At 73.1% G+C, this 23,503-nt stretch carries 24 protein-coding genes; 14 read left to right on the top strand and 10 right to left on the bottom strand.

The features are described 5' to 3' along the window. From CFP66_RS24430 to CFP66_RS24400, 7 genes are read left to right on the top strand one after another with little or no spacing between them, the layout of a single operon-like run. Positions 1-429 (top strand): nuclear transport factor 2 family protein, encoded by a 429-nt coding sequence (locus tag CFP66_RS24430; protein WP_094927479.1) that lies wholly within the window; start codon positions 1-3, stop codon positions 427-429. Beyond that, positions 426-1,049, top strand: a complete 624-nt coding sequence (locus tag CFP66_RS24425; RefSeq protein ID WP_094927478.1) for an NADPH-dependent F420 reductase — start codon at positions 426-428, stop codon at positions 1,047-1,049. The genes CFP66_RS24430 and CFP66_RS24425 overlap by 4 nt, the downstream gene beginning before the upstream one ends. Positions 1,050-1,082: 33 nt before the next feature. Continuing rightward, the gene (locus CFP66_RS24420; RefSeq protein WP_233159682.1) at positions 1,083-1,547 is read left to right on the top strand and encodes a cupin domain-containing protein; all 465 of its coding nucleotides are present in this window, start codon (positions 1,083-1,085) and stop codon (positions 1,545-1,547) included. Between the two features lie 50 nt (positions 1,548-1,597). Next, on the top strand, positions 1,598-2,455 hold the full coding sequence (locus tag CFP66_RS24415; RefSeq protein WP_094927561.1) for a PhzF family phenazine biosynthesis protein: 858 nt from the start codon (positions 1,598-1,600) through the stop codon (positions 2,453-2,455). A gap of 9 nt (positions 2,456-2,464) precedes the next feature. Beyond that, positions 2,465-3,655, top strand: a complete 1,191-nt coding sequence (locus tag CFP66_RS24410; RefSeq protein ID WP_094927476.1) for a Tm-1-like ATP-binding domain-containing protein — start codon at positions 2,465-2,467, stop codon at positions 3,653-3,655. Next, positions 3,652-4,482 (top strand): phosphoenolpyruvate hydrolase family protein, encoded by an 831-nt coding sequence (locus CFP66_RS24405; protein WP_094927475.1) that lies wholly within the window; start codon positions 3,652-3,654, stop codon positions 4,480-4,482. Before CFP66_RS24410 ends, CFP66_RS24405 begins: the two co-directional genes overlap by 4 nt. A gap of 8 nt (positions 4,483-4,490) precedes the next feature. After that, on the top strand, positions 4,491-4,928 hold the full coding sequence (locus tag CFP66_RS24400) for an SRPBCC family protein (RefSeq protein ID WP_094927474.1): 438 nt from the start codon (positions 4,491-4,493) through the stop codon (positions 4,926-4,928). Between the two features lie 8 nt (positions 4,929-4,936). On the opposite strand, the gene CFP66_RS24395 is transcribed toward CFP66_RS24400, so the two are convergent. From CFP66_RS24395 to CFP66_RS24360, 8 genes are read right to left on the bottom strand one after another with little or no spacing between them, the layout of a single operon-like run. After that, positions 4,937-6,637: an AMP-binding protein gene (locus CFP66_RS24395; protein WP_094927473.1), complete on the bottom strand. Its 1,701-nt coding sequence runs from the start codon at positions 6,635-6,637 to the stop codon at positions 4,937-4,939. Continuing rightward, positions 6,634-8,172, bottom strand: a complete 1,539-nt coding sequence (locus CFP66_RS24390) for an acyl-CoA carboxylase subunit beta (protein ID WP_094927472.1) — start codon at positions 8,170-8,172, stop codon at positions 6,634-6,636. The genes CFP66_RS24395 and CFP66_RS24390 overlap by 4 nt, the downstream gene beginning before the upstream one ends. A 34-nt stretch (positions 8,173-8,206) precedes the next feature. Further along, positions 8,207-9,049, bottom strand: coding sequence for an enoyl-CoA hydratase-related protein (locus CFP66_RS24385; protein ID WP_094927471.1), 843 nt, complete (start codon positions 9,047-9,049; stop codon positions 8,207-8,209). Between the two features lie 17 nt (positions 9,050-9,066). After that, positions 9,067-9,966 (bottom strand): ABC transporter permease, encoded by a 900-nt coding sequence (locus CFP66_RS24380; protein ID WP_094927470.1) that lies wholly within the window; start codon positions 9,964-9,966, stop codon positions 9,067-9,069. Between the two features lie 9 nt (positions 9,967-9,975). Next, positions 9,976-10,962, bottom strand: coding sequence for an ABC transporter permease (locus CFP66_RS24375; protein ID WP_094927469.1), 987 nt, complete (start codon positions 10,960-10,962; stop codon positions 9,976-9,978). Continuing rightward, positions 10,959-12,485, bottom strand: coding sequence for an ABC transporter substrate-binding protein (locus tag CFP66_RS24370; RefSeq protein ID WP_158228196.1), 1,527 nt, complete (start codon positions 12,483-12,485; stop codon positions 10,959-10,961). The genes CFP66_RS24375 and CFP66_RS24370 overlap by 4 nt, the downstream gene beginning before the upstream one ends. Next, entirely contained in the window at positions 12,482-13,459 is a 978-nt protein-coding gene (locus tag CFP66_RS24365; RefSeq protein ID WP_094927467.1) for an ABC transporter ATP-binding protein, read from the bottom strand. The genes CFP66_RS24370 and CFP66_RS24365 overlap by 4 nt, the downstream gene beginning before the upstream one ends. Continuing rightward, on the bottom strand, positions 13,459-14,454 hold the full coding sequence (locus CFP66_RS24360; protein ID WP_094927466.1) for an ABC transporter ATP-binding protein: 996 nt from the start codon (positions 14,452-14,454) through the stop codon (positions 13,459-13,461). Before CFP66_RS24360 ends, CFP66_RS24365 begins: the two co-directional genes overlap by 1 nt. A gap of 140 nt (positions 14,455-14,594) precedes the next feature. Here CFP66_RS24360 and CFP66_RS24355 point away from each other — a divergent pair, with 140 nt between their 5' ends. The 7 genes from CFP66_RS24355 to CFP66_RS24325 are packed head-to-tail and all read left to right on the top strand — an operon-like array spanning position 14,595 to position 21,094. Then, the gene (locus CFP66_RS24355; RefSeq protein WP_158228195.1) at positions 14,595-15,287 is read left to right on the top strand and encodes a TetR/AcrR family transcriptional regulator; all 693 of its coding nucleotides are present in this window, start codon (positions 14,595-14,597) and stop codon (positions 15,285-15,287) included. Further along, positions 15,284-16,621: an acetyl/propionyl/methylcrotonyl-CoA carboxylase subunit alpha gene (locus CFP66_RS24350; protein WP_094927464.1), complete on the top strand. Its 1,338-nt coding sequence runs from the start codon at positions 15,284-15,286 to the stop codon at positions 16,619-16,621. The genes CFP66_RS24355 and CFP66_RS24350 overlap by 4 nt, the downstream gene beginning before the upstream one ends. Before the next feature lie 8 nt (positions 16,622-16,629). Next, a complete protein-coding gene (locus CFP66_RS24345) occupies positions 16,630-16,854 on the top strand; it encodes a biotin/lipoyl-binding carrier protein (RefSeq protein WP_198961651.1) in 225 nt (74 codons plus the stop codon). Positions 16,855-16,874: 20 nt separating this feature from the next. After that, the gene (locus tag CFP66_RS24340; RefSeq protein ID WP_158228194.1) at positions 16,875-18,062 is read left to right on the top strand and encodes a CaiB/BaiF CoA-transferase family protein; all 1,188 of its coding nucleotides are present in this window, start codon (positions 16,875-16,877) and stop codon (positions 18,060-18,062) included. Next, complete coding sequence (locus CFP66_RS24335; RefSeq protein ID WP_094927462.1) at positions 18,059-19,087, top strand: phosphotransferase family protein; 1,029 nt, start codon at positions 18,059-18,061, stop codon at positions 19,085-19,087. Before CFP66_RS24340 ends, CFP66_RS24335 begins: the two co-directional genes overlap by 4 nt. After that, entirely contained in the window at positions 19,087-19,839 is a 753-nt protein-coding gene (locus tag CFP66_RS24330) for an SDR family oxidoreductase (protein ID WP_094927461.1), read from the top strand. The genes CFP66_RS24335 and CFP66_RS24330 overlap by 1 nt, the downstream gene beginning before the upstream one ends. A gap of 31 nt (positions 19,840-19,870) precedes the next feature. Then, positions 19,871-21,094: an acyl-CoA dehydrogenase family protein gene (locus CFP66_RS24325; protein WP_094927460.1), complete on the top strand. Its 1,224-nt coding sequence runs from the start codon at positions 19,871-19,873 to the stop codon at positions 21,092-21,094. A 15-nt stretch (positions 21,095-21,109) separates the two neighbouring features. Here CFP66_RS24325 and CFP66_RS24320 read toward each other — a convergent pair whose 3' ends face one another. Both CFP66_RS24320 and CFP66_RS24315 read right to left on the bottom strand, forming a co-directional pair. Then, on the bottom strand, positions 21,110-21,484 hold the full coding sequence (locus CFP66_RS24320; protein ID WP_233159681.1) for a hypothetical protein: 375 nt from the start codon (positions 21,482-21,484) through the stop codon (positions 21,110-21,112). Continuing rightward, positions 21,481-23,448, bottom strand: a complete 1,968-nt coding sequence (locus CFP66_RS24315; RefSeq protein ID WP_094927459.1) for a M13 family metallopeptidase — start codon at positions 23,446-23,448, stop codon at positions 21,481-21,483. Before CFP66_RS24315 ends, CFP66_RS24320 begins: the two co-directional genes overlap by 4 nt. Positions 23,449-23,503 lie beyond the last annotated feature (55 nt).

Below are 23,503 nucleotides of genomic sequence, written 5' to 3'. Positions count from 1 at the left end.
ATGACCACATTCGCTCAGCACCGCGCCACCGTCGAGTCCTTCGTCGACTGCATGCACGGCGGCGCGGACGAAGACGCTCTCGCCCGTGTCCTCGCCGAGGACGTGGTGCTGATCGGCCCGCTCGGCGACGAGCCGCTCCGCGGCCGCGAAGCCGTCACGGCAGCCATCCAGGGCGTTTCCGCGGTGGCCGAGGACCTCACCTACAAGGAGGTCCTCAGCGGCGAGACCCACCACGCCGCATTCTTCCGGCTGCAGATCGAAGGCACGGCGGTCGACGGGATGGACTACATCCTGCTCGACGCGGACGGCAAGATCGCCGAGGTGACCATTTTCTGGCGCCCGCTGCCGTCCGCCGTCGAAATGCAGGGTCACCTCGCACGAACGAGACAGAGCGACCCCTCGAGAACGGGAAGAGAGCACATCTCATGAGCAGCATCACCCTCATCGGTACGGGGAACATGGCCCGCGCGATCGGCACGCTCGCGGTGGCGGGCGGCAACACCGTGGAGGTCATGGGACGCGACCAGGACAAGGCCGATGACCTGGCCAAGGCGCTGGGCGGCGGCGCGACGACGGGCAAGTGGGGCGCCGTCCCGGACGGGGACATCGTCATCACGGCCCTGCTGTACGCCGGTGTCGTTCCGGTTGTCGCCGAGTACGGAGCCGCCCTCGCGGGCAAGGTCATCGTGGATATCAGCAACCCCTTCAACGCCGCGTTCGACGGACTTGCCCACGGCGAGGAGACCTCGATCGCGCAGGAGATCGCCAAGGTGGCCCCGGCCGACACCAGCGTGGTGAAGGCGTTCAACACCATCTTGCGCAATGTCCTGGAGAAGGGCCGGCCGAACGTCTTCCTCGCCGGCGACGACGCGCAGGCCAAGGCGGCCGTGGCGGCATTCATCGAGAGCCTCGGGCTGCGTCCGCTGGACGTCGGAGCCCTGAAGATGGCGCCCTGGCTGGAAGGCATGGGCCTGGTCACGGTGGGGCTCGCCGGCAACGGGGTCGGCCACGGGGACTTCGCCCTCGGCGTCGACGAGTTCACCGGCTGAGCCTGCGGGGGAGGACCGGGCAGACTGCCGGACGTGACGCGTACCGAGGGGGAACGGCTGGCGGAGCTGCTCGGGTTGCAACCGCTGCCCGACGAGGGCGGCCTGTTCCGCCGCACGCACGTGGACGCGCACTCGTCGGCGATCTACTACCTCCTGCTGGCGCCGGAGTTCTCCGCGCTGCACCGGCTCGGCGCCACCGAGACCTACCACTGGTACGCGGGGGCGCCACTGCGGATGCTGCTGCTCGGCGCGGACGGGCAGGTGACCGAGCCGGTGCTCGGCCCCGACGTCGCGGCCGGGCAGCGTCCGCAGATCGTCGTCCCGGCGGGGACCTGGCAGGGGTCCAGCCCGGTGGGGGAGTTCGCGCTCGTCGGTACGACCACGGCGCCACCGTTCGACTGGGCGCACTTCGAGCTCGGCGACCGGGCCGGGCTGAGCGCCGCCCACCCCGGCGCGGCCGCCCGGATCGCGGAGCTCACGCGCGCGGACGGCCACTGATCGCGGATTGGCCGTGGCCGCCGCGCGGGCGCCGGGTGAGGCTGGCGGACATGCGCACCTTCGCCCAGGTCGACGTCTTCTCCGCCACTCCCTACCGGGGCAACCCGGTGGCCGTCGTGCTCGACGCCGACGGGCTGTCCACCGAGCAGATGCAGCAGTTCGCGCACTGGACGAACCTGTCGGAGACGACGTTCGTCCTGCCGCCGACCCGGCCCGGCGCGGACTACCGCGTCCGGATCTTCACCCCGGTCCGGGAGCTCCCCTTCGCCGGCCACCCCACGCTCGGCACCTGCCACGCCTGGCTCGAACGCCACCCCGGGCACGCCGGGGACACGGTCGTGCAGGAGTGCGGGGCCGGGCTGGTCACCGTCCGGCGCTCGGGCGGGCGGCTCGCCTTCGCCGCGCCGCCGTTGCAGCGCGACGAGCCCGTGGACGACGCGCTGCAGGAGCAGATCGCGCACGTGCTGGGCGTCGACCGGTCCGCCATCCGCGACACCCACCACCTCGACAACGGCCCGGGCTGGATCGGGGTGCTGCTCGACAGCGCGCAGGCGGTGCTCGACGTCCGCCCGGAGCAGACCGAGCTCAAGATCGGCGTGGTCGGCCCGTACCCGCCCGGTGCGCCGCACGCCGTGGAGGTCCGGGCGTTCTTCCCCATGGGCCGCTCGACGGTGGAGGACCCGGTCACCGGCAGCCTCAACGCCGGGCTCGGGCTCTGGCTGCTGCGCACCGGCCGCCTCCGGGCGCCGTACACGGCCGCCCAGGGGACGGTGCTGGGACGCGCCGGGCGCGTGCACGTCGACCGCGACGCCGAAGGCACGATCTGGGTCGGCGGCGACGCGGTCACCTGCCTGCGTGGGGAGGTCGAGCTCTCCTCAGGGCTCGCCACGGACCCGGCGGTGCGCTAGAACGATCAGATGGCCCTCGCCTACGTCATCGGCACCTTCGACACCAAGGGTGCCGAGCTGCGTTACGCGGCCGAGCGGCTCGAGGCGGCGGGTGCGGGAGTCGTCACCGTCGACGTGTCCACGCGGGAGCGCGGCGCGGCCGCGGACGTGAGCGCCGACGAGGTCGCGGCGCACCACCCCGACGGCGCGGACGCCGTGTTCACCGGCGACCGCGGCAGCGCCGTCACGGGCATGGCGGCGGCGCTGGAGCGGTTCCTGACCACGCGGTCCGACGTCGGCGGCGTCCTCGGCCTGGGCGGCTCCGGAGGCACCGCACTCATCACGCCGGCCCTGCGGGCGCTGCCCGTCGGCGTCGGCAAGATCATGGTGTCGACCGTGGCGTCCGGGAACGTCGCCGCCTACGTCGACGCCTCCGACATCGCGATGTGGCACTCGGTCACCGACGTCGCAGGCCTCAACCGCATCTCGCGCCGCGTGATCGGCAACGCCGCGCACGCGCTCGCGGGCATCGTGATGCACGAGGTCCCGCCCGCGCAGGACCGGCCCGCGGTCGGCCTCACGATGTTCGGCGTCACCACGACGTGCGTCACCGCCGTGACCGAGCGGTTGGGCGAGGCCGTCGACCCGCTCGTCTTCCACGCCACCGGCACCGGCGGGCGTGCGATGGAGAAGCTCGTGGACGACGGCCTGATCGGCTCGGTCCTGGACATCACCACCACCGAGGTGTGCGACCTCGTCGTCGGTGGCGTCTTCCCGGCCACCGGGGACCGGCTCGGCGCGATCGCCCGCACCGGCGTGCCCTACGTCGGGTCGTGCGGGGCCCTCGACATGGTCAACTTCGCGGGCCGGGCCACGGTGCCCGAGAGGTTCGCCGGCCGGAACCTCTACGAGCACAACCCGCAGATCACACTGATGCGCACCACCCGCGACGAGTGCGTCGAGATCGCGCGGTTCCTGGCGGAGCGGCTCAACGCCTGCGACGGGCCGGTGCGGTTCCTGCTGCCCACCGGCGGCGTGTCTGCGCTGGACGCGCCCGGCCAGGCGTTCTGGGACCCCGAGGCCGACGAGGCGCTGTTCGCCACGCTGGAGGCCGAGGTGCGCATGACCAGCACCCGCCGCGTCGAGCGCGTGGCGCACCACATCAACGACCCCGAGTTCGCCGACGCGCTGGTGAGCGCGTGGGGAAAGGTTCACGAATGAGGTTCGAGCGAGCCCAGCTCGTCGAGAAGTTCCAGGACATGGCGCGCCGCGGCGAGCCGATCGTCGGCGGCGGTGCGGGCACCGGGCTCTCGGCCAAGTGCGAGGAGGCCGGCGGCATAGACCTCATCGTCATCTACAACTCCGGGCGCTACCGCATGGCCGGGCGCGGCTCGCTCGCCGGGCTGCTCGCCTACGGCAACGCCAACGACATCGTGGTGGAGATGGCCGCCGAGGTGCTGCCGGTCGTCGAGCACACGCCGGTTCTGGCCGGCGTCAACGGAACCGACCCGTTCATGCTCACCGACCGGTTCCTGCGCGAGCTGGCCGACCTCGGCTTCGCCGGGATCCAGAACTTCCCGACCGTCGGGCTGATCGACGGCGTGTTCCGGGCGAACCTCGAGGAGACCGGCATGGGCTACGGGCTGGAGGTCGACCTCGTCGCCGCCGCCCGCGAGGCCGACCTGCTCACCACGCCGTACGTGTTCTCCGCCGAGGACGCCCGCGCCATGACCCGCGCCGGCGCCGACATCATCGTCTGCCACATGGGCCTGACCACCGGCGGCGCGATCGGCGCGGAGACCAGCAAGACCCTCGACGACTGCGTGGGCCTGATCGACGAGTGGGCGGGCGCGGCGCGCGAGGTGCGCGACGACGTGCTCGTGCTCTGCCACGGCGGCCCGATCGCGATGCCCGACGACGCCGCGCACGTGCTGGAGCGCGCGACGCTCTGCCACGGCTTCTACGGCGCCTCCTCCATGGAGCGCCTGCCCACCGAGAAGGCCCTGACCGAACAGACCCGCGCGTTCAAGTCCCGCCTGACCCGATAGGAGCCCTCATGCCCCGTCCGTACGCCAGTGGTGTCGTACCCGCCTCCGCCGACGCCGTCTGGTCCCTGATGCGCGACTTCAACGGCCTGCCCGGGTGGCTGCCCGCCGTGAGCGCGAGCGAGCTCACAGAGGGCGGATCCGGCGCCGAGGTCGGCGCGGTCCGCCGCCTGACGCTGGGCGACGGCGGCGTCGTGGTCGAGCGCATGCTGGAACTGCACGACGCCGAGCGCCGCTGCACCTACGAGATCCTCGAGAGCCCGTTCGCCGTGCGCCGTTACGTCTCGACGTTCCGGGTCGCGCCCGTCACGGCGTCGGGCGAGGCGTTCGTGGAGTGGTGGTCGGAGTACGACGCCGAGGCCGCCGACGAGGCGGGCCTGACGCAGACGTTCGCCGACGCGATCTACGGGGGCGGGATCGCCGCGCTGCAGAAGCACTTCGGCAGCTGACGCAGGCGTCACGCGCCGGCTGCGCCGGACCCGCCCTCACCCAGGAACGCCTGGCGCAGCCGGTACTTCTCGATCTTGTTCGTCGGCGTGCGCGGGATCTCGCCGATCACGCGCACGTGCCGGGGCCGCATGAACTTCGGCATGCGCGGCACGCACCACCGCGACACCTCCTCCGGGTCGACGGTGTGGCCGTCCTCGGGCTGGAGGTACACGACCACGTCGTCCTCGTCGCCCTCGGCGCCGGGTACGGCGAAGGCGGCGGCGAGCCCGACGTCGGGGTGGTCGCCCAGCACGTCCTCGACCTGCGCGGAGGACAGGTTCTCGCCGCGCACCCGGATGCGGTCGCCCATCCTGTCGAGGAAGCAGAAGTCGCCGTCCGCGTCCTGCACGGCGGCGTCCCCGGTGTGGAACCACAGGTTCGCGAACGCGGCAGCGGTGGCCGCCGGCCTGCCGAGGTACTCGCGCAGGACCAGACCGGGCAGTCGCGGGCGCAGCGCGAGCTGTCCGGGGACACCGGGCGGGCACGGCGTGTCCCGCTCGTCGAGCACGGCGGCCTCGAAGAACGGGGTGGGCCGGCCCATGAACCCCTTGCGGTCGACCTGATCGCCCGCCAGGAGCGGCAGGCCGTTGCGCCGGCACACCTCGCGCATCTGCGCGTGCGTTCGGCCCCGGTAGTGCTCGGGCGGCGTGCCCTCGCCCTCGCGCACCTCTTCGAGCCCCGCCGCCAGGGGCGCTCCCGATTCGCTCTGCCCGAAGCCCGCCGTGACGAAGTCGATCCCGAACCGCCGGGCGAACCGGTGGTGACCGAGCGGGAGCGGCTGCATGTGCACGCACTTCAGCGGGTTGGCGCGGTCGTCGGAGCGCTCCGGCGCGTTGGTCAGCCACGGGATCATGACGTCGAGCAGGATCGCCGTGGTCGCGTTCGTGGAGCGCACGCGGTGCCAGAACTCGTGCGGGCTGAACCGGTCCCACATCGACACGCCCGCACCGACCCAGCACGCGCGGACGACGTTGGCGATCGCGCCGCCCACGTGGTACATCGGCAGGTCCGTGTAGACGACGTCCTGCGGGGTGAGGACCGACCGCAGCGTGTACGTGTACTGGTTCATCCAGCGGTGCGGCTGCACCACGCCCTTCGGCGCCCCCGTCGTCCCCGACGTGTAGATCACGTTGGCGACGTCGTCGAAGGTCAGCGGCACGTCGGGCGCCGCCGCAGGTGCGAGCAGCTCCGCGTGGCCGATCTCCGCGAAGCCGTGCTCGTGCCGCGGACCGGGCAGGACGATCACCATCGGGGGGTCCACCAGGTCGGCGCGCACCGCCTCCAGCGCCGGCACCAGGTCGGCGTCGACGACCACGGCCGCCGGCGCGGTGTCGTTCAGCTGGTAGGCGAGCAGCCTGCCGGTGAAGGCGAAGTTCACCGGGCAGTAGACGGCGCCCGCCTTCCAGATCCCGAACATCCACGAAGTCGTGGCGAACGGGTCGGCCGAGAACACCGAGATCCGGGCCCCGCGGGTGATGCCGCGCGCAGCGAGGTTCCCCGCGATCGCATCGGTCGTCCGGCGGGCCCCGGCGTACGTCAGGTCGGTCCCGTCGTCCCCGTAGTGCACGAACACGGCGTCCGGGGTGGTCGCGGCCCAGTGGTCGAGCCGCTCCGTGGCGAGGTCCCCGTCGCGGGTCAGGAGGTCGAGGCGGGCCGCCGCGTCACTCATCCACGGAACCTCCAGCTCACCGGCCCCGGCGTACGCAACGGGGCGGCCAGGGACGCGAACTCGCACAGCAGCGGGCGGGTGTCGCGGGGGTCGATGATGTCCTGGATGTTGAACGCCTCGGCCGTGCGGAACGGGGAGCGGATCGCGTCCATCCGCTCCCAGATCTCGGCGAGCATCGCCTCGGGGTCCTCGGACGCCTCCAGATCGGCCCGGTAGGCGGCCTCGATGCCCCCTTCGAGGGGGAGCGAGCCCCAGTCGGCCGAGGGCCACGCGTACCGGTACTGCACCCGCGCCGCGTTGGTGTGGGCGGCGCCCGCCACCCCGAACACCTTGCGCAGGATCACCGAGCACCAGGGCACGCTCGCCTGGTAGACGGCGTTCAGCGCACGCACGCCGAACCGCATCGTCGCCGCGCGCTCGGCCTCGACGCCGATCACGAACCCGGGCTGGTCGACGAGGTGCACGACCGGGAGGTGGAACGTCTCGGCGAGGTCGACGAACCACTCGATCTTGCGGGCGGAGGTGGCCGTCATGCCACCCCCGTAGACCATCGGGTCGCCGGCGAGCACCGCGACCGGCCACCCGTCCAGGCGGGCGAGCCCGGTGACGGCCGAGCGCCCGTGCCCCTTGCCCAGCTCCAGGAACGAGCCCTGGTCGACGACGGCCTCGATGATCGGCCGGATCTTGTAGGCGCGCCTGCGGTTGCGGGGGATCGCGCGGATCAGCCAGTCCTCGCGCCGGTCGGTGGCGTCCTCGCCGGGCACCCGCTCCGGCAGCCCGTGCACCGACGCCGGCAGGTAGGACAGGAACCGGCGGGCCCGCTCGAAGGCCTCCTTCTCCGACTCGACGACGTCGGTGACCACCCCGTTGGTGCCGTGGATGTCGCTGCCCCCCAGCTCCTCCTTCGTGATGGGGGCGCCGAGCCGGGCGACCAGGGGCGGTCCCGCCGCGAAGACCTGCGCGGCCCCGCGCACCATCACCGAGTAGTGGCTGGCGGCCACCCGGGCGGCGCCGAGACCGGCCACCGGGCCGAGCGCCAGCGCGACGACCGGCACGTTGCCCAGGTTCGCCACCACCCACTCCCAGCCCGGGTTCGCCGGCACGTAGGTGCGGCCGATCGCCTCGAGCGAGCGGATCGAACCACCGCCGCCCGTGCCCTCGACGAGCCGGACCAGCGGGAGCCGCAGCTCGTGGGCGAGCTGCTCGGCCATGATCTGCTTCTCGCGGATCGACGCGTCCGAGGCCCCGCCCCGCACGGTGAAGTCGTCGCCGCCGACGACCACGGGCCGCCCGTCGAGCCGCCCGCGTCCGAACACGAAGTTCGCCGGCTGGAACCGGCCGTCCGGCAGCGGGCGGCCGGCGATCGCGCCGATCTCCCGGAAGCTGCCCGCGTCGAGCAGCGCGTCGATCCGCTCGCGCACCGTGAGCCGCCCGGCGTCGTGCTGGCGGCGCACCTTCTCCGGGCCGCCCATCTCGCGCGCCTGCTGCTCGCGGCGGCGCAGCTCGTCGACCTCCGGCTGCCAGCTGTCGGTCATGTCTGCGCCTCCGCGGGAGCAAGTACGTCGTCGCTCATGGCCCCTCCGTCACCCGCGCGCCGAACACCGGCGCCCGTTTCTCCACGAACGCCTGCACGGCCTCCCGGTGGTCCGCGCTCACCCCGCACTCGAGGTGGCGGGGTACCTCGCGGTCCATCGCGTCGGGGAGGTCGCACCGCTGCGCATCCAGCAGGTTGGCCTTCATCGCGGCGAGGGCCTGCCGCGGTCCGGCCGCCAGGTCGGCGGCGGTCGACAGGGCGAACCCGGCGAGCGCGTCGGCCTCCACCATCCAGTCCAGGAGCCCGAGCTCGTGGGCCGCCGTCGCGTCGAGCCGCTCGCCGAGGAACATCAGCCGACGCGCCCGGCTGGGCCCGACGAGCCGCGAGAGCAGCCACGTCGTGCCGTAGTCGCCGGAGAGCCCGACCTTCCCGAACGCCGTCGCGATGACGGTGTCGGGGCACCCGATCCGCAGGTCGCAGCCCAGCGCGAGCCCCAGCCCCGCGCCCGCCGCGGCGCCCGGCAGCGCCGCGATCGTCGGCTTCGCCATCGCGTGCAGCCGGCCGGTCGTGGCGTGCTGCATCGCCTGCTGGCGCCGCGCCCGCTCCTCCCGCGGCGCGCTCGTCCCGCCGCCCTCGCCGCCGCGCGCGGCGAACGCCTTGACGTCGCCCCCCGCGCAGAACGCGGTGCCGGCCCCGGTGACCAGGACGGCGCCGACGTCGTCGGCGACCTCCATGTCCGCGAGCACGGCCGCGAGTGCGGTCAGCATGTCCGGCGAGAGGGCGTTGCGCCGCTCGGGCCGGTTGAGGACCACCACGCCGACCCCGCGCTCCACGCGGGCCAGCAGGTCGTCGGTCCCGGTGTCGATGGTGCGGTCCATGCGTTTCGAGCGCCTCCTCAGGCCGTCCTGCGGAACTTCGGGTCGATGGCGCGCTGCGCGACGTCACCGAGCACGGTGAAGGCGAGGGCGGTCGCCACGATGGCGATGCCGGGCGCCAGCATCTGCAGCGGTGCGTGGTAGATGAACGTGTAGGCGCGGGCGAGCATCGAGCCCCAGCTGGAGCCGGGCGGCTGCACGCCCAGGCCGAGGAAGCTCAGGCTCGCCTCGGCGATCAGGGCGTGCGACAGCAGCAGGCTCGCCTGCACCAGCACGGGCTGGATCGCGTTGGGCAGCAGGTGGCGCCGGACCAGGTGCCCGCCGCGGCTGCCGAACGTGCGCGCGGCGTCGACGTAGGGCTCCTCCTTGACGGCGAGCACCTGGGCCCGCATCAGCCGCGCCACCGACGGGGCGAACACGATGCCCACCGCGATCATCGAGTTGACGAGGCTGGGCTGCAGGGCGGCCGTGATCCCGATGGCGAGGATGATCGCGGGGAAGGACAGCAGCGTGTCGATCACGCGCATCAGGGCCATGTCGACGGCGCCGCCGAGGTATCCCGCGGCCAGCCCCAGCGGGATCCCGATCCCGAGCGCCACGCCGACGGCGAGCACGCTGGCCAGCAGCGACGCCCGTGCCCCGTGCAGGAGCCTGCTGAGGATGTCGCGGCCGAGGTCGTCGCTGCCCAGCAGGTACCCGGGAGTTCCGGCGGGCTGCAGGATGACCTCGTAGTTCTGGGCGTTCGGGTCGTGCGGGGTGAGCCACGGGGCCAGCGCCGCGGCCGCGACCAGCACCAGCAGGAACCCGGCGCAGGCGATCGCGCGCGGGTCGCGGGCGAGCCGGGACAGCACGGCGGCGCCGGCAGCGGGAGGCGGCTCGGCGGTGGTGGTGGGGGCAGCGGACCGGATCTCGACGGACATGGCCGCTCCTCACGCGATCCGGGGGTCGACGACCCGGTAGACGAGGTCCACGAGCAGGTTGGTCGCGAGCACCAGCAACGCCGTGACCAGCACGATCCCCTGGATCATCGGGTAGTCGCGCTGGGTGGTGGTCTGCACGACCAGCGATCCGATGCCGGGGATCGCGAAGAGGGCCTCGACCACGACCGTGGCGCCGAGCACCCGGCTCACCAGCAGGCCGATGATCGTGGCGAGCGGCAGCCCGGAGTTCTTCAGGGCGTGCCGCCAGATCCGGGTGTGCCGGGAGAGGCCCTTGGCCTGGTGGGTGCGCATGTAGTCCGACTGCAGCACCTCGATCATCGCGCTGCGCAGCTGCCGGCACACCTCGGCCGCGCCCACCGCGCCGAGGGCGATCGCGGGCAGCACCAGGTGCCACAGCGACCGCAGCGGGTTCTCGGTGATCGAGACGAACCCGGTGGCGGGCAGCCATTTCAGGGTGAGGGCGAACACGAGCACCAGCACCATGCCGAGCCAGAAGTTCGGTACCGCGATGCCCAACGTCGCCGCCCCGGTGATCACCGAGTCGGAGCCCCGGCCCCGCCGCTGCGCCGCCGCGATCCCCAGCGGCACGCCGATCCCCACCGCGACGACGAGCGACGCCGCGCCGAGCGTCAGCGTGGTGGGCAGCCGCTGCCCGATCAGGTCGAGGACCGGCTCGCCGGTGGACAGCGACGTCCCGAGGTCGCCGGTGACCACGCCCCCGAGCCAGTCGAGGTACTGCAGCAGGAACGGGCGGTCGAGCCCCAGCTGCTCGCGCAGCTGCGCCAGCCGTTCCGGGGTGGCGTTCTCGCCCGCGATGGCCTGGGCCGGGTCGCCGGGGATGAGGTGCAGCAGGCCGAACACGAGGAACGTCGCGAGCAGCAGCGTGGGGATCACCCCGGCGAGCCGCTTGCCCACCCCTCGCACCCCGGGAAGCTGCCGCCGGGTCCGGGGAGCGGCGGCCGACGTCGTCGTCATCGCGCGATCCTCACCGTCGTGAACTTCGGTTTGCCCAGCAGGCTCGGCTGGTAGCCGCTGACGTCGTCGCTGTAGACGGCCGCGCTCGCCGGGAAGAACAGCGGGACGAACAGCGCGTTGTCGGCGACGGTCGCGGCGAGCCGGCCGAGCCCCTCCCGCCGCTGCGCGAGGTCCGCACCGGCGTTGGCCGCGGCGAGCGCCTCGTCGATGCCGGGCGTGCCGACGTGACCGGTGTTGTAGTAGCCCTCCGCGGTGAACATCAGCTTGTAGGTCAGGGCCGGGTCGGGCCTGCCGGTCCAGGCCGACAGCATGGCCGGGTAGCGGCGCTCGTTGAAGAACTCGCTGCTGCCCTGGGTGAGCTCGGTCGGGATGAGGTCCACCCGGATCCCGACCTTGCCGAGCTGGTACTTGAGCACCTCGCCCAGCCGGATGCTGGTCGGGTCGGTGTACACGATCATCGGGAAGTCGACGCCGCCGGTGTGCCCGGCCTCGGCCAGCAGGCTGCGCGCCTGCTCCGGGTCGAAGGGGTAGGTGGGCACCAGCGGCTCGGGGTAGGCCCAGTGCGCCGACGGCAGCGGCATCCACCCGACCTCGCCGCGCCCGAAGTGCGCCACCTCCAGCAGCTGCTCGCGGTTGATCGCGAGGTTGAGCGCCCGGCGCACGCGCACGTCGTCGAACGGGGGTGCGGCGACGTCGAGGTAGACGATCTTCTGGTAGAGCTGCGGGCTGACGCTCGCGTCGAAGCCGGGGGACTCCTCCAGGTTGCCGATGTCCTGCGGCGGCGGGTCGAACGCGAAGTCCTGCTGGCCCGACCGCAGCGCGTTCACCGCCGTCGAGTCGTCGGTCATGATCGTGAAGGTGATCCCGTCGAGGTGGGGCAACCCCTGCTGCCAGTAGTCGCCGAACCGCTCGACCCGCACGCGTGCGCCGTTCTGCCACTCGACGAACCGCCACGGTCCGGTGCCCACCGGGTTGCGCTCGAACGCCTCCCCGTGCTGCTCGGCGGCGGTGGGGGAGATCATCATCCCGGCGCGGTCGGCGAGCGTCAGCAGCAGCGACGAGTCGGGCGCGGTGAGGTTGAGCCGGACCGTGTGCGCGTCGAGCACGTCGATGCCCGCGATCGCCTGGACGTCGGCCTGGATGTTGGACAGCTCGCCCTGCGCGCGCTCGATGTTGTACCGGACCGCCTCGGCGTCGAAGGGCGTGCCGTCGTGGAAGGTGACACCGCGGCGCAGGTGCAGCACGAGGGCCGTCGGGTCGCTCTGGTCCCAGGACTGGGCCAACCCCGGCGCCGGCTCCAGCGTCTCCGGGGTGAACGAGACCAACGTGTCGTACAGCGTGAACAGCACGCCGTGGTCGGAGCCGGAGTTGCCGCGCTGCGGGTCGAGCGAGGACGGGTTCGACGGCCAGGCGACCTTGAGCACGCCGGGAGCGGTGGCCGCGCTGGTCCCGGCACAGCCGGCGCAGACGATGGCGAGCACCAGGCCCAGTACGAGCAAGGGGAGCCGGGAGAGGCGCGTCATGATCCGACCCCGGCGAGCGCGAGCGCGTCGGCGTGGTGGCAGGCGACCTGGTGCCCGGGGCCCAGCTCCCGCCATGCGGGCACCTCCTCCGTGCAACGCTGCGTGGCGTAGCGGCAGCGCGTCCGGAACCGGCAGCCCGACGGCGGGTGGACCGGGCTCGGGATATCGCCCTGCAGGACGATCCGTTCCCGCCCGTCGTCGCCGCCGATCCGCGGCTGCGCCGACACGAGAGCCTCGGTGTAGGGGTGGCGGGGCCGCGTGACGAGCTGCTCGACCGGACCGACCTCCATCAACCGGCCCAGGTACATGACGGCGACGCGGTCGGCGATGTTCGCCACCACCGACAGGTCGTGGGTGATGAACAGGTAGGCCAGCCCCAGCTCGGACTGCAGCGTGGCCAGCAGCCCCAGTATCTCGGCCTGCAGCGCCACGTCGAGCGCCGACACCGCCTCGTCGCAGACGACGAGCGCCGGATCCAGGACGAGGGCCCGCGCGATGTTGACCCGCTGCTTCTGCCCGCCGGACAGCTCGTGCGGGTAGCGCGCACCCAGCTCGCGCGACAGCCCCACGAGGTCGAGCAGTTCCAGGGCGCGGGTGTGGCGGCGCTCCCGGTCACCGCCCCGGCGGATCGCGAGCGGCTCCTCGATGCTCGCCAGCACCCGCATCCGGGGGTCGAGGCAGGCGTGCGGGTCCTGGAACACCATCTGCAGGTGCGCCGACATCTCCCGGCCGGCTCGGCCCCGCAGGGTGACCAGGTCGGTGCCGCGCAGGCGCGCGGTGCCCGCGGTGGGCCGCACCAGGCGCATCAGGGCCCGCCCGAGCGTCGACTTCCCGGACCCCGACTCGCCGATCAGCCCCAGCGTCTCGCCCTCGTGCACCGCGAAGGAGACGCCGTCGACGGCCTTGACCCGCTCGTCGCGACGCCGGGTGGCGTAGGAGACGTACAGGTCCTCGACGTCGAGCAGGGGCGTCATCAGCGGGCTCCCGGGAGGTGGAGCTCGGCGGAGCGGCTGCACCGCACGAGGCGCGGGGAACGGCCGGGCAGCGGTGCGAGCTCGGGCCTGCGGTCGGCGCACTCGGTCGTGGCGTGGTTGCACCGGGGGTGGAACACGCAGCCCGTCGGCGTCGCGCTCGGAGCGGGGACACGGCCGGGGATCGTGTGCAGGACCCGGTGCCGGTCCTCGATGCGGGGGATCGCCTGCAGCAGGCCGGAGGTGTAGGGGTGCTGCGGGGAGCGCAGGACGTCGTCGACCGCACCGGCCTCCACGGCCTCGCCCGCGTAGAGCGTGACCATCCGGTCGCACAGCTCGGCGACCACGCCCAGGTCGTGGGTGATGAACAGGACGGCGGTGCCGCGGTCGCGCGACAGCGCGCGCAGGAGCTCGAGGATCTGCGCCTGGATGGTGACGTCGACCGCGGTGGTGGGTTCGTCGGCGATGAGCAGCCGGGGTTCGCAGATGAGCGCGATAGCGATCATGACCCGTTGGCGCATACCGCCCGAGAGCTGGTGGGGGTACTCGTCGAACCGGCGGTCCGGCAGCGGGATGCCGACGGACTCGAGCATCTCGACGGCGGCGCGGCGTGCGGCGCGGCGGGTCGTCCGCCGGTGGGCCCGCAGGGTCTCGGTGAGCTGCCGTCCCACGGTGAAGACCGGGTCCAGCGCCGTCATCGGCTCCTGGAAGACCATCCCGATCTGGTCCCCGCGCAGGCGGTTCCACTCCGCGGGCCGGAGCCCGAGCAGGTCGGCGCCCTCGAACCGGATGCTCCCGGTGATCTCGGCGGGCGGCTGGGGCACGAGCCCCATCACCGACAGCGCCGTGAGGGATTTCCCGCTGCCGCTCTCGCCCGCCATGCCGAGGATCTCGCCCTCGTCGATCGCGAACGACACGTCGCGCACGGCGGCGTTGCGACGACCGCCCGCCGCGGGGAAGGACACGTGCAGGTGGTCGACCTCCAGCACCGGTGACACGTGACCTGCCCCCTCCGTTGCGGGACTGCGTGACGTGCACCACGGTAGGCATTCCGTGAAAGTGACGTCAATATCGCTTTTTTCGCGGCCTGTGGTTACGCTCGCGTGACACCACTGCGGCAGTGAAGGCGAGGTGGGACGTGACGGCGGGACGAGCTCTCCCGGTCGCGGATCCGCGGACCAAGAAGGGCCGGGGCTCGAAGGAAGCGCTGCTCCGCGCGGCACGCGTGGTCTTCGGGAGGGACGGGTTCGCCGCCGCCCGGGTCAGCGACGTCGCGGCCGAGGCCGGTATGTCCAACGGCGCCTTCTACCGCTACTACGTGGACAAGAACGCCGTCCTGATCGAGCTCATCACCATGCTGCTGCAGCAGCTCTACGACGAGTCGCAGGCGCGGTGGAGCCCTCGGGACCCGGTCGAGTCCGTCGTGGTGACCACCGAGCGCTACTTCCGCTTCTACGCGCGCAACGCCGACCTGTTCGGGGTGCTGCACGAGACGATGCAGACGCACCCGGAGATCGAGGCGATGCAGGCGGACAACCGCAAGGACTTCCACGAGCGCATCACGCGGATGATCGGGCGGGCCGTGGAGAAGGGCCTGATGCGCGCGGACGTCGACCCGGACCTCGGCGCCGCGCTGCTCGGGGGCATGACCGAGCACTACGCCTACTACCGCTTCGTCCTGCACCGCTATCCCGAACGCGACCTCGGCGACGTCAGCCGGGAGCTCGCCAAGGTGTGGGCCGTCGGGACCTTCAGCGAGCAGGCCCGCAGTGACATGGCCTCCGGGGACATGGCCTCCGGGGACATGGCTTCCGGGGAGGGAGCACCGTGATCACGAGCCTGCTGGTGGCCAACCGCGGGGAGATCGCCCGCCGGGTGATCCGCACGGCCCGCGCGCTCGGCGTGCGCACGGTCGCGCTGCACGCCGGCGTGGACGCCGACCTCCCGCACGTCCGGGAGGCCGACGACGTGGTCGCGCTCGCGGATCCGGATGGGTACCGCGACGTGGACGCGGTGGTGGCCGCGGCCCGGACGTCGGGCGCGGAGGCGGTGCACCCCGGCTACGGCTTCCTCTCGGAGAGCCCGGCGCTGGCGCGCGCGTGCGTCGAGGAGGGGCTGCTGTGGGTGGGCCCCGACCCGGAGTCGATGGAGCTGCTGGCCGACAAGGTCGCCGCGCGCAACCACGTCGCGGGGCACGGCGTGCCGGTGCTCCCGGGCACGGCCGACGCCGTGACGGGAGCGGACGGGGCGCTGGCCGCGGCACGGCGGCTCGGCTACCCGCTGATGGTCAAGGCGACCGCCGGGGGCGGCGGCATCGGGATGGGCGTGGCCGGCGACGACACGCAGCTCACCAAGGCCGTGACCACCGCGGCGTCGCGCGGGCGCGGCGCGTTCGGGGACGCGCGGGTGCTGCTCGAGCGCTACCTGCCGGGCGCGCGGCACGTGGAGGTGCAGGTACTCGGGTTGCCCGACGGTTCGGTCGTCGGCTTCCCCGAGCGGGACTGCTCGGTGCAGCGGCGGCACCAGAAGGTGGTGGAGGAGACCCCGTCGCCCGCGGTGGACCCGCCGCTGCGGGCGCGACTGCGCGCCGCGGCCGTCAGCGCGGCGGAGAGCGTGGGCTACCGCAACGCGGGCACGGTCGAGTTCCTGCTGCAGCCCGACACCGGCGAGTTCTTCTTCCTCGAGGTCAACACCCGCCTGCAGGTGGAGCACCCGATCACCGAGGAGGTGTGCGGGGTCGACCTCGTCGCGCTGCAGCTGCAGGTGGCGGCGGGTGCGGACGTCCGGGTGGAGCCGCCGCGGGCGCGGGGCAACGCGATGGAGTTCCGCGTGTGCGCCGAGGACCCGGTGCGCTTCCTGCCCGGCCCCGGCGCGGTCACGGAGTGGGTGGAGCCGGCGGGACCGGGGATCCGGGTCGACTCCGGCTACGCGGCCGGCACGACCGTCACCCCGCACTTCGACCCGCTGCTCGCGAAGCTGGTCGTCAGCGGCGCGGACCGCGCGCAGGTGCTCGACCGGGCCCGGCGGGCGCTGGCGGCATTCCGGGTGCGCGGGCCGAAGTGCAACCTGCCGTTCCTGGCGGAGGTGCTCGCCGGTCCCGAGTTCGCCTCGGGCGACTACGACACGGGAATCGTGGACCGGCTCGTCGCAGCGCGGCGGCCGTGATCGAGGAGGTGCAGCAGTTGGCCGAGATCCGAGCCGAGATGGTGGCGAACGTCTGGAAGCTGGTGGCAGCCGAGGGCAGCGCGGTCGACGTCGGGGACGAGATCTGCGTGCTGGAGTCGATGAAGATGGAGATCCCCGTGGTCGCCGAGACCGCCGGTGTCCTGGCCCGGATCGCCGTGGCCGAGGGCGACGCCGTGCAGGAGGGCGACCTCATCGCCGTCGTCGAGTCCTGAGGGGGCCGACCATGATCGGAATGAGCGCCCTGGACGGGGTGCGCGTCCTCGAGATCGCGCACTACATCGCGGGCCCGCAGTGCTGCCAGATCCTCGCCGACCACGGTGCGGACGTCGTCAAGATCGAGCCGAGGACGGGCGAGCAGGGCCGCCGGTCCTGGCCGATGCACGAGGGCGACAGCCTCTACTTCGCCGCCAACAACCGGGGCAAGCGCAGCCTCACGCTCGACCTGGCGCGCCCCCAGGGCCGGGAGGTGCTGCACGACCTCCTGCGCACGGCGGACGTGCTGGTCACCAACTACGCGCCCGGCGTGCCCGAGAAGCTCGGGTTCGGCGTGGACGACGTGCACGCGGTCAACGAGCGCACCGTGGTCGTGCACGTCACCGGGTTCGGGCGCACCGGCCCGAAGTCGGGGTGGGTCGCCTACGACGGGATCGTGCAGGCGATGAGCGGGCTGGCCGACATGACCGGCTCCCCGGACGGGCCGCCGACCGTCGCGGGGCCGTTCGTCGCCGACAACGTCGCCGCCCTGCAGGCCACCATCGCGGTGCTGCTCGGGCTCGCGGCGCGCGAGCGCACCGGCGTCGGGCAGCTCGTCGACGTCGGCATGCTCGACGGGCTGCTGCCCCTGCTCGGCCACCACGTGGCCGCGTCCGCCGCGGGCCTCGCACCCACCCGGTTCGGCAGCGAGCTGCCCACCTCGTTCTGCGGGCTCTACCCCGCCGCGGACGGCTGGGTCTACCTCGCGCCCGTGACACCGCGCATGTGGGAGCGGTTCAGCGCGATCCTCGGCTGTCCGGAGTGGGCGGAGCGGGAGGCCGCGCAGCCGCGCTGGCGGGTGCACCACCGCGCCGAGCTCAACCCCGTGGTCACGGCCTGGACGCGCGAGCGGACCACGGCCGAGATCGTCGACGTGCTGCAGGAAGCCGACGTGGTCTGCGGGCCGGTGCAGTCGGTGGGCGACGTGCTGGCCGACGAGCACGTCCGCGACCGCGGGATGACCCACGACGTCGAGCTGGCAGGCGGGGCGACGGTGCCCATGGCCGGGCCCGCGCTGCGCCTGACCGGGACCCCGGCCCGACCCGGTGACCGGTCGCCGGCGCTCGGCGAGGACGAGGACGCGGTGCTCGCCGAGCTCGGCTACTCCGCCGCCGACGTGGCCGGGCTCCGCGGGGCCGGGATCACCGGCGCGGCGGGCACCCGGTGACGGGGCTCGACCCGCCGGGCCTGGACCTCGCCCGCCTGCGCGCCCACCTCGACGCCGCCCGGCCGGGGACGGTGCGGGGCGACCTGCACGCGCTCGTGATCCCCGGCGGGAGGTCGAACCTGACCTACGAGGTCGGCGACGGGCACACCACCTGGATCGTGCGCCGGCCGCCGCTCGGGCACGTGCTGGCCACGGCGCACGACATGGCCCGCGAGCACCGCGTGATCACCGCCCTGCGCGACACCGCGGTGCCGGTGCCGCGGACGTTCGTCCTGTGCACGGACCCGGACGTGATCGGCGCGCCCTTCTACGTGATGGAGAAGGTCGAGGGCGTGCCGTACCGGACGGCCGACGAGCTCGCCCCGTTCGGCCCGGAGGAGGTCCGCGCGCTCGCCCTGCGGCTGGTCGACACCCTCGCCGAGCTCCACGCGGTGGACCGGACCGAGGTGGGCCTGGGCGACTTCGGCCGCCCCGACGGGTACCTCGCCCGGCAGGTGAAGCGCTGGAAGCAGCAGCTCGACGCCTCCCACAGCCGCGACCTCGCCGGGGCCGACGCGCTGCACCGACTGCTCGCCGGGAGCGTGCCGGAGCAGCAGCCCGCCGCGATCGTGCACGGCGACTACCGGCTCGACAACGTGCTCGTCCACGACGGGCGGATCCGCGCGGTCCTGGACTGGGAGATGGCCACGCTCGGCGACCCGCTGGCCGACGTCGGGCTGCTGCTGGTCTACCAGCGCCGCCACGAGCTCGGGGGCACCTTCCTCGGCGGTGTCGCGACCGCACCGGGGTTCCCGTCGCCGCAGGAGGTCGTGGCCCGCTACGCCGAGCGGAGCGGGCGCGACCTGTCGCGGCTGGGCTTCTACCTCGCGCTCGCCTACTTCAAGTCGGCCGTGATCTGCGAGGGGATCCACTACCGGTACCAGCAGGGGCAGACCGTGGGGGAGGGCTTCGACACCGTCGGGCGGGCCGTGGAACCGCTGCTGGCGGCCGGGCTGCAGAGCATCGACCAGGGAGGACGTCGCTAGTGGACACGAGGTTCGAGGGCAAGGCCGCGATCGTCACCGGCGCCAGCCGGGGCATCGGGCTCGCGATCGCGCAGCGGATCGTCGACGAGGGCGGGCGGGTGTGCCTCACCGCGCGCAAGCAGGAACCGCTGGACCAGGCGGTCGCGGCGCTGGGCCCGGAACGGGCGATCGCGGTGGCGGGGAAGGGCGACGACGCCGAGCACCAGGAGTCGGCGGTCGAGGCGACGCTGGCGGCGTTCGGCCGGATCGACTGCCTCGTGAACAACGCCGGGATCAACCCGGTGTACGGGCGGCTCATCGACCTCGACCTCGCCGCAGCGCGCAAGATCGTCGAGGTCAACTGCCTCGGCGCGCTGTCGTGGACGCAGCGGGCCTACCACGGGTGGATGGCCGAGCACGGCGGATCCGTGGTCAACGTCGCCTCGGTGGCCGGGCTCGGGTCCTCGCCGGGGATCGGGTTCTACGGAGCCAGCAAGGCGATGCTGATCAACATGACCCGGCAGCTGGCCGTGGAGCTCGGGCCGGTGGTGCGCGTCAACGCGGTGGCCCCGGCCGTCGTCAAGACCGACTTCGCCATGGCGCTCTACGCCGAGGGCGAGGAGAAGGCCGCGCGGGCGTACCCGCTCAAGCGGCTCGGCGAGCCCGCGGACATCGGCAGCGCGGTGGCGTTCCTGCTGTCCGCGGACGCGTCCTGGATGACCGGGGAGCTCGTCGTGCTCGACGGCGGCGTCACGCTCACCCGCGAACGGTGATCGGTACCCGGCCCGAGATCGAGGAGCAGTGATGGAGTTCGCCTTCGACGCCCGCACCGAGGAGCTGCGCGCGCAGCTGCTCACGTTCATGGACGAGGCCGTGTACCCGGCCGAGCAGACCTTCCACGACCAGCTCGACGCGCTGGAGAACCGGTGGGCCTGGTCGACGGTGCCGGTCCTCTCGGAGCTGCGCGCGGCCGCTCGCTCGCGCGGGCTGTGGAACCTGTTCCTGCCCGGCGGGCACGGCGCAGGCCTCACGAACCTGCAGTACGCGCCGCTGGCGGAGATCACCGGGCGGTCCGGCATCGCTCCGGCGGCGATCAACTGCTCGGCCCCCGACACCGGCAACATGGAAGTGCTGTCGATGTTCGGTTCGCAGATGCAGCGCAAGGAGTGGCTCGACCCTCTGCTCGCGGGTGAGATCCGCTCGTCGTTCGCGATGACCGAGCCCGACGTCGCGTCGTCGGACGCCACCAACATCAGCACGCGGATCGAGCGCGACGGCGACGACTACGTCCTCAACGGCCGCAAGTGGTGGATCACAGGGGCGCTCAACCCGGACGCCGCGGTCTTCATCGTCATGGGCAAGTCCGACCCCGAAGCGGTGCGGCACCAGCAGCAGTCGATGATCCTCGTCCCGCGCGACACACCCGGGCTGACCATCAAGCGAGGGATGGAGGTCTTCGGCTACGACGACCGGGAGAAGGGCGGGCACGCGGAGTTGGAGCTCGCCGACGTGCGGGTGCCGGCGGCGAACCTGATCGGGCAGGAGGGCGACGGGTTCGCGATCGCCCAGGCACGGCTGGGCCCCGGCCGCATCCACCACTGCATGCGTGTGGTCGGCGTCGCGGAGCGGGCGCTGGAGCTGATGTGCGACCGCGCGTCGCAGCGGGAGGCGTTCGGCAAGCGGCTGTCCGAGCAGGGCGTGATCCGGGACTGGATCGCCGAGGCCCGGGTGCGGATCGAGCAGCTGCGGCTGCTCACGCTCAAGGCCGCCTGGCTGATGGACACCGCGGGCAACAAGGGCGCGCACACCGAGATCCAGGCCATCAAGATCGCCGCACCGCAGACGGTGGAGTGGATCGTGGACAAGGCCATCCAGGTGCACGGCGCCGGCGGGCTGTCGCAGGACTTCCCGCTGGCCAAGCTGTTCGCGAGCATCCGCACCCTGCGGTTCGCCGACGGGCCGGACGAGGTGCACAAGAACGCGCTCGCCCGCAACGAGCTGCGACGCCAGGCCGGACGCCGCGGCTGAGCGCGGAGGGCGCTACTACTCCTTCAGCCAGGCGTACGCCGTCTGGCGCGAGATGCCCAGCGCCTTCGCCATCGCGCTCGTCTCCAGGCCCTGCTGCTTTCCGGTCGTCAGCAGCTCCTGCTGGCGGCCGCGCAGCTCCTCCAGGCGCTCGGCGACCTCCCGCATCTGCCCGAGCAGGGCATCCGCCTCGGCCCCGGCGCCGGCCCGGCTGCGCCCCGCGCCGGGACGCGGGTAGTCACGCACCTCGTCGGCGTCCCACCGCTTGCGCCCCTGCGCGTCCGGCTCCGGGAGCGGGGCCGGGGCCTGCCCGCGCGAGACGTAGCCGAGCCACGTCGCGGGCTTGACGCCCCAGGCCGCCGCGCACTCGGCGCTGCCCCAGGTCTGCGTCACCAGATGCGCACCCGCTGCCCGGGCTCCCGGTACAGCGCGTCGTCGGGCTGCACGCCGAACGCCTCGTGGAACGCGTCGAGGTTGGTGACGACGGCGTTGCAGCGCAGGTCCGGCGGGGAGTGCGGGTCGATGGTCAGCCTGCGGACCGCCTCGGCCTCGCGGGTGACCGCCCGCCACACCTGCGCCCACGCGATGAGCACGCGCTGCAGCCCGGTGAAACCGTCGAGCACCGGCGCCTCGACGCCGCCCCGTGCGATCTCGTAGGCCTTGATCGCGATGGTCAGGCCGCCGAGGTCGCCGATGTTCTCGCCGACGGTGAGCGCGCCGTTGACCGTGTGGCCGGACAGCCCGGCGGGGGAGAGGGCGTCGTACTGGGCGATCAGGGCCTGGGAGCGGCGGTCGAACTCGGCGCGGTCGCCCGTCTCCCACCAGTCGGTCATGGTGCCGTCGCCGTCGTACTTCGATCCCTGGTCGTCGAAGCCGTGCCCGATCTCGTGGCCGATCACGGCGCCGATGCCGCCGTAGTTGGCCGCGTCGTCGGCCTCGGGGTCGAAGAACGGCGGCTGCAGGATCGCGGCCGGGAACACGATCTCGTTCAGCCGCGGGTGGTAGTAGGCGTTGACGGTCTGCGGCGTCATCAGCCACTCGTCGCGGTCCACCGGGCCGCCGACCTTCGCGAGCTGGAAGTCGGTGTGCCAGGAGGCGGCGCGCGACGCGTTGCCGAGCAGGTCGTCGGGCCGGATCTCCAGCGCGGAGTAGTCCTTCCACCGGTCCGGGTAACCGATCTTGGGGGTGAACCTGCCGAGCTTCTCCAGCGCCCGCTCGCGGGTGGCCGGGCTCATCCAGTCCAGCTCGGAGATGCTGCGCCGGTAGGCCTCCACGAGGTTGGCGACGAGCTCGACCATCCGCTCCTTGGCCGCGGCCGGGAAGTGCCGCTCGACGTAGAGCGCGCCCACCGCCTCACCGACGGCGCCCTCGACGACCGAGACCCCGCGCTTCCACCGCTCCCGCAGCTGCGGTGTGCCCGACAGCGTGCGGCCGTAGAACGCGAAGTCCTCCTCGACGATCGCCTCGGTGAGGTAGTCGGCGCACGCCGAGACGGTGCGGATGGCGAGCCACTCCTGCCACTGCGACAGGGGACGCTCGGCCCACAGCTTCGCGGCCGCGGCCACGAAGCTCGGCTGCCGCACGATGACCTCGTCGAAGGCGTTGGCGGGGGCGTCGAACGCCGCCAGCCACTGCTCCCAGTCGAACTCCGGCGCGTTCTCCCGCAGCGCGGGCAGCGTCATGAGCGTGTAGGTCTTCTCGGCGTCGCGGTTGGTGACGCGGTCCCAGGAGACGGCCGCGAGCGCGGTCTCCAGCTCCATGACGCGCTCGGCGAGCCCGGCCGGGTCGGGCAGCCCGACCAGCTCGGCCAGCCGGGCGAGGTGCGCGACGTACGCGGCGCGCGTCTCGGCGTGGGCGTCCTCGCGGTAGTAGGACTCGTCGGGCAGCCCGAGCCCGGACTGCTCGAGCTGCACGAGGTAGCGCTCGGCGTTCTTCGGGTCGGTGCTGACGAACGCGGCCGCCAGCGCCGTGCGCCCCTCCCGCTGCCGGCGCCCGAGCACGGCGGCCAGCGCGGCCTTGTCGCCCGCGGCCGCGACCTCGTCGAGCAGCGGCTGCAGCGGGGCGGTGCCGAGCGCCTCGATCCGCTCGACGTCCATGAAGGAGGCGTACAGGTCGGCGATCTTGCGGGCATCGCTGCCGGGCTCGCCTTCGGCCTGCTCGACGATCGCGCGCACGTCCTCCTCGGCCCGGTCGCGCAGCGCGCGGAACGCGCCGTCCTGCGCGCGGTCGTCGGGGATCACGTGCGAGCTCAACCAGCGGCCGTTGACGTGGCCGAACAGGTCGTCCTGCGGGCGGATGGCGGGATCGACCCACCGGAGGTCCAGGCCGGAGTGCGCCGGGCGCGTCGAGGTGGTCACCACCCCATCCTGCCCGTCCCGCGGATCCGGCGCGCCGGTGCCGTCCGTGGTTCGC

The sequence above is a fragment of the Pseudonocardia sp. MH-G8 genome, from assembly GCF_002262885.1.
Taxonomy (GTDB): domain Bacteria; phylum Actinomycetota; class Actinomycetes; order Mycobacteriales; family Pseudonocardiaceae; genus Pseudonocardia.
This window is presented reverse-complemented; position numbering and strand designations above follow the sequence as displayed.

What these genes read in the sequence shown, in the direction of transcription:
- CFP66_RS24430 (WP_094927479.1), top strand. Translation starts at nt 1, where the DNA reads ATGACCACATTCGCTCAGCACCGCGCCACCGTCGAGTCCTTCGTCGAC.
- CFP66_RS24425 (WP_094927478.1), top strand. Translation starts at nt 426, where the DNA reads ATGAGCAGCATCACCCTCATCGGTACGGGGAACATGGCCCGCGCGATC.
- CFP66_RS24415 (WP_094927561.1), top strand. Translation starts at nt 1,598, where the DNA reads ATGCGCACCTTCGCCCAGGTCGACGTCTTCTCCGCCACTCCCTACCGG.
- CFP66_RS24410 (WP_094927476.1), top strand. Translation starts at nt 2,465, where the DNA reads ATGGCCCTCGCCTACGTCATCGGCACCTTCGACACCAAGGGTGCCGAG.
- CFP66_RS24405 (WP_094927475.1), top strand. Translation starts at nt 3,652, where the DNA reads ATGAGGTTCGAGCGAGCCCAGCTCGTCGAGAAGTTCCAGGACATGGCG.
- CFP66_RS24400 (WP_094927474.1), top strand. Translation starts at nt 4,491, where the DNA reads ATGCCCCGTCCGTACGCCAGTGGTGTCGTACCCGCCTCCGCCGACGCC.
- CFP66_RS24395 (WP_094927473.1), bottom strand. Translation starts at nt 6,637, where the DNA reads ATGAGTGACGCGGCGGCCCGCCTCGACCTCCTGACCCGCGACGGGGAC.
- CFP66_RS24390 (WP_094927472.1), bottom strand. Translation starts at nt 8,172, where the DNA reads ATGACCGACAGCTGGCAGCCGGAGGTCGACGAGCTGCGCCGCCGCGAG.
- CFP66_RS24385 (WP_094927471.1), bottom strand. Translation starts at nt 9,049, where the DNA reads ATGGACCGCACCATCGACACCGGGACCGACGACCTGCTGGCCCGCGTG.
- CFP66_RS24380 (WP_094927470.1), bottom strand. Translation starts at nt 9,966, where the DNA reads ATGTCCGTCGAGATCCGGTCCGCTGCCCCCACCACCACCGCCGAGCCG.
- CFP66_RS24375 (WP_094927469.1), bottom strand. Translation starts at nt 10,962, where the DNA reads ATGACGACGACGTCGGCCGCCGCTCCCCGGACCCGGCGGCAGCTTCCC.
- CFP66_RS24370 (WP_158228196.1), bottom strand. Translation starts at nt 12,485, where the DNA reads ATGACGCGCCTCTCCCGGCTCCCCTTGCTCGTACTGGGCCTGGTGCTC.
- CFP66_RS24365 (WP_094927467.1), bottom strand. Translation starts at nt 13,459, where the DNA reads ATGACGCCCCTGCTCGACGTCGAGGACCTGTACGTCTCCTACGCCACC.
- CFP66_RS24340 (WP_158228194.1), top strand. Translation starts at nt 16,875, where the DNA reads ATGAGCGCCCTGGACGGGGTGCGCGTCCTCGAGATCGCGCACTACATC.
- CFP66_RS24325 (WP_094927460.1), top strand. Translation starts at nt 19,871, where the DNA reads ATGGAGTTCGCCTTCGACGCCCGCACCGAGGAGCTGCGCGCGCAGCTG.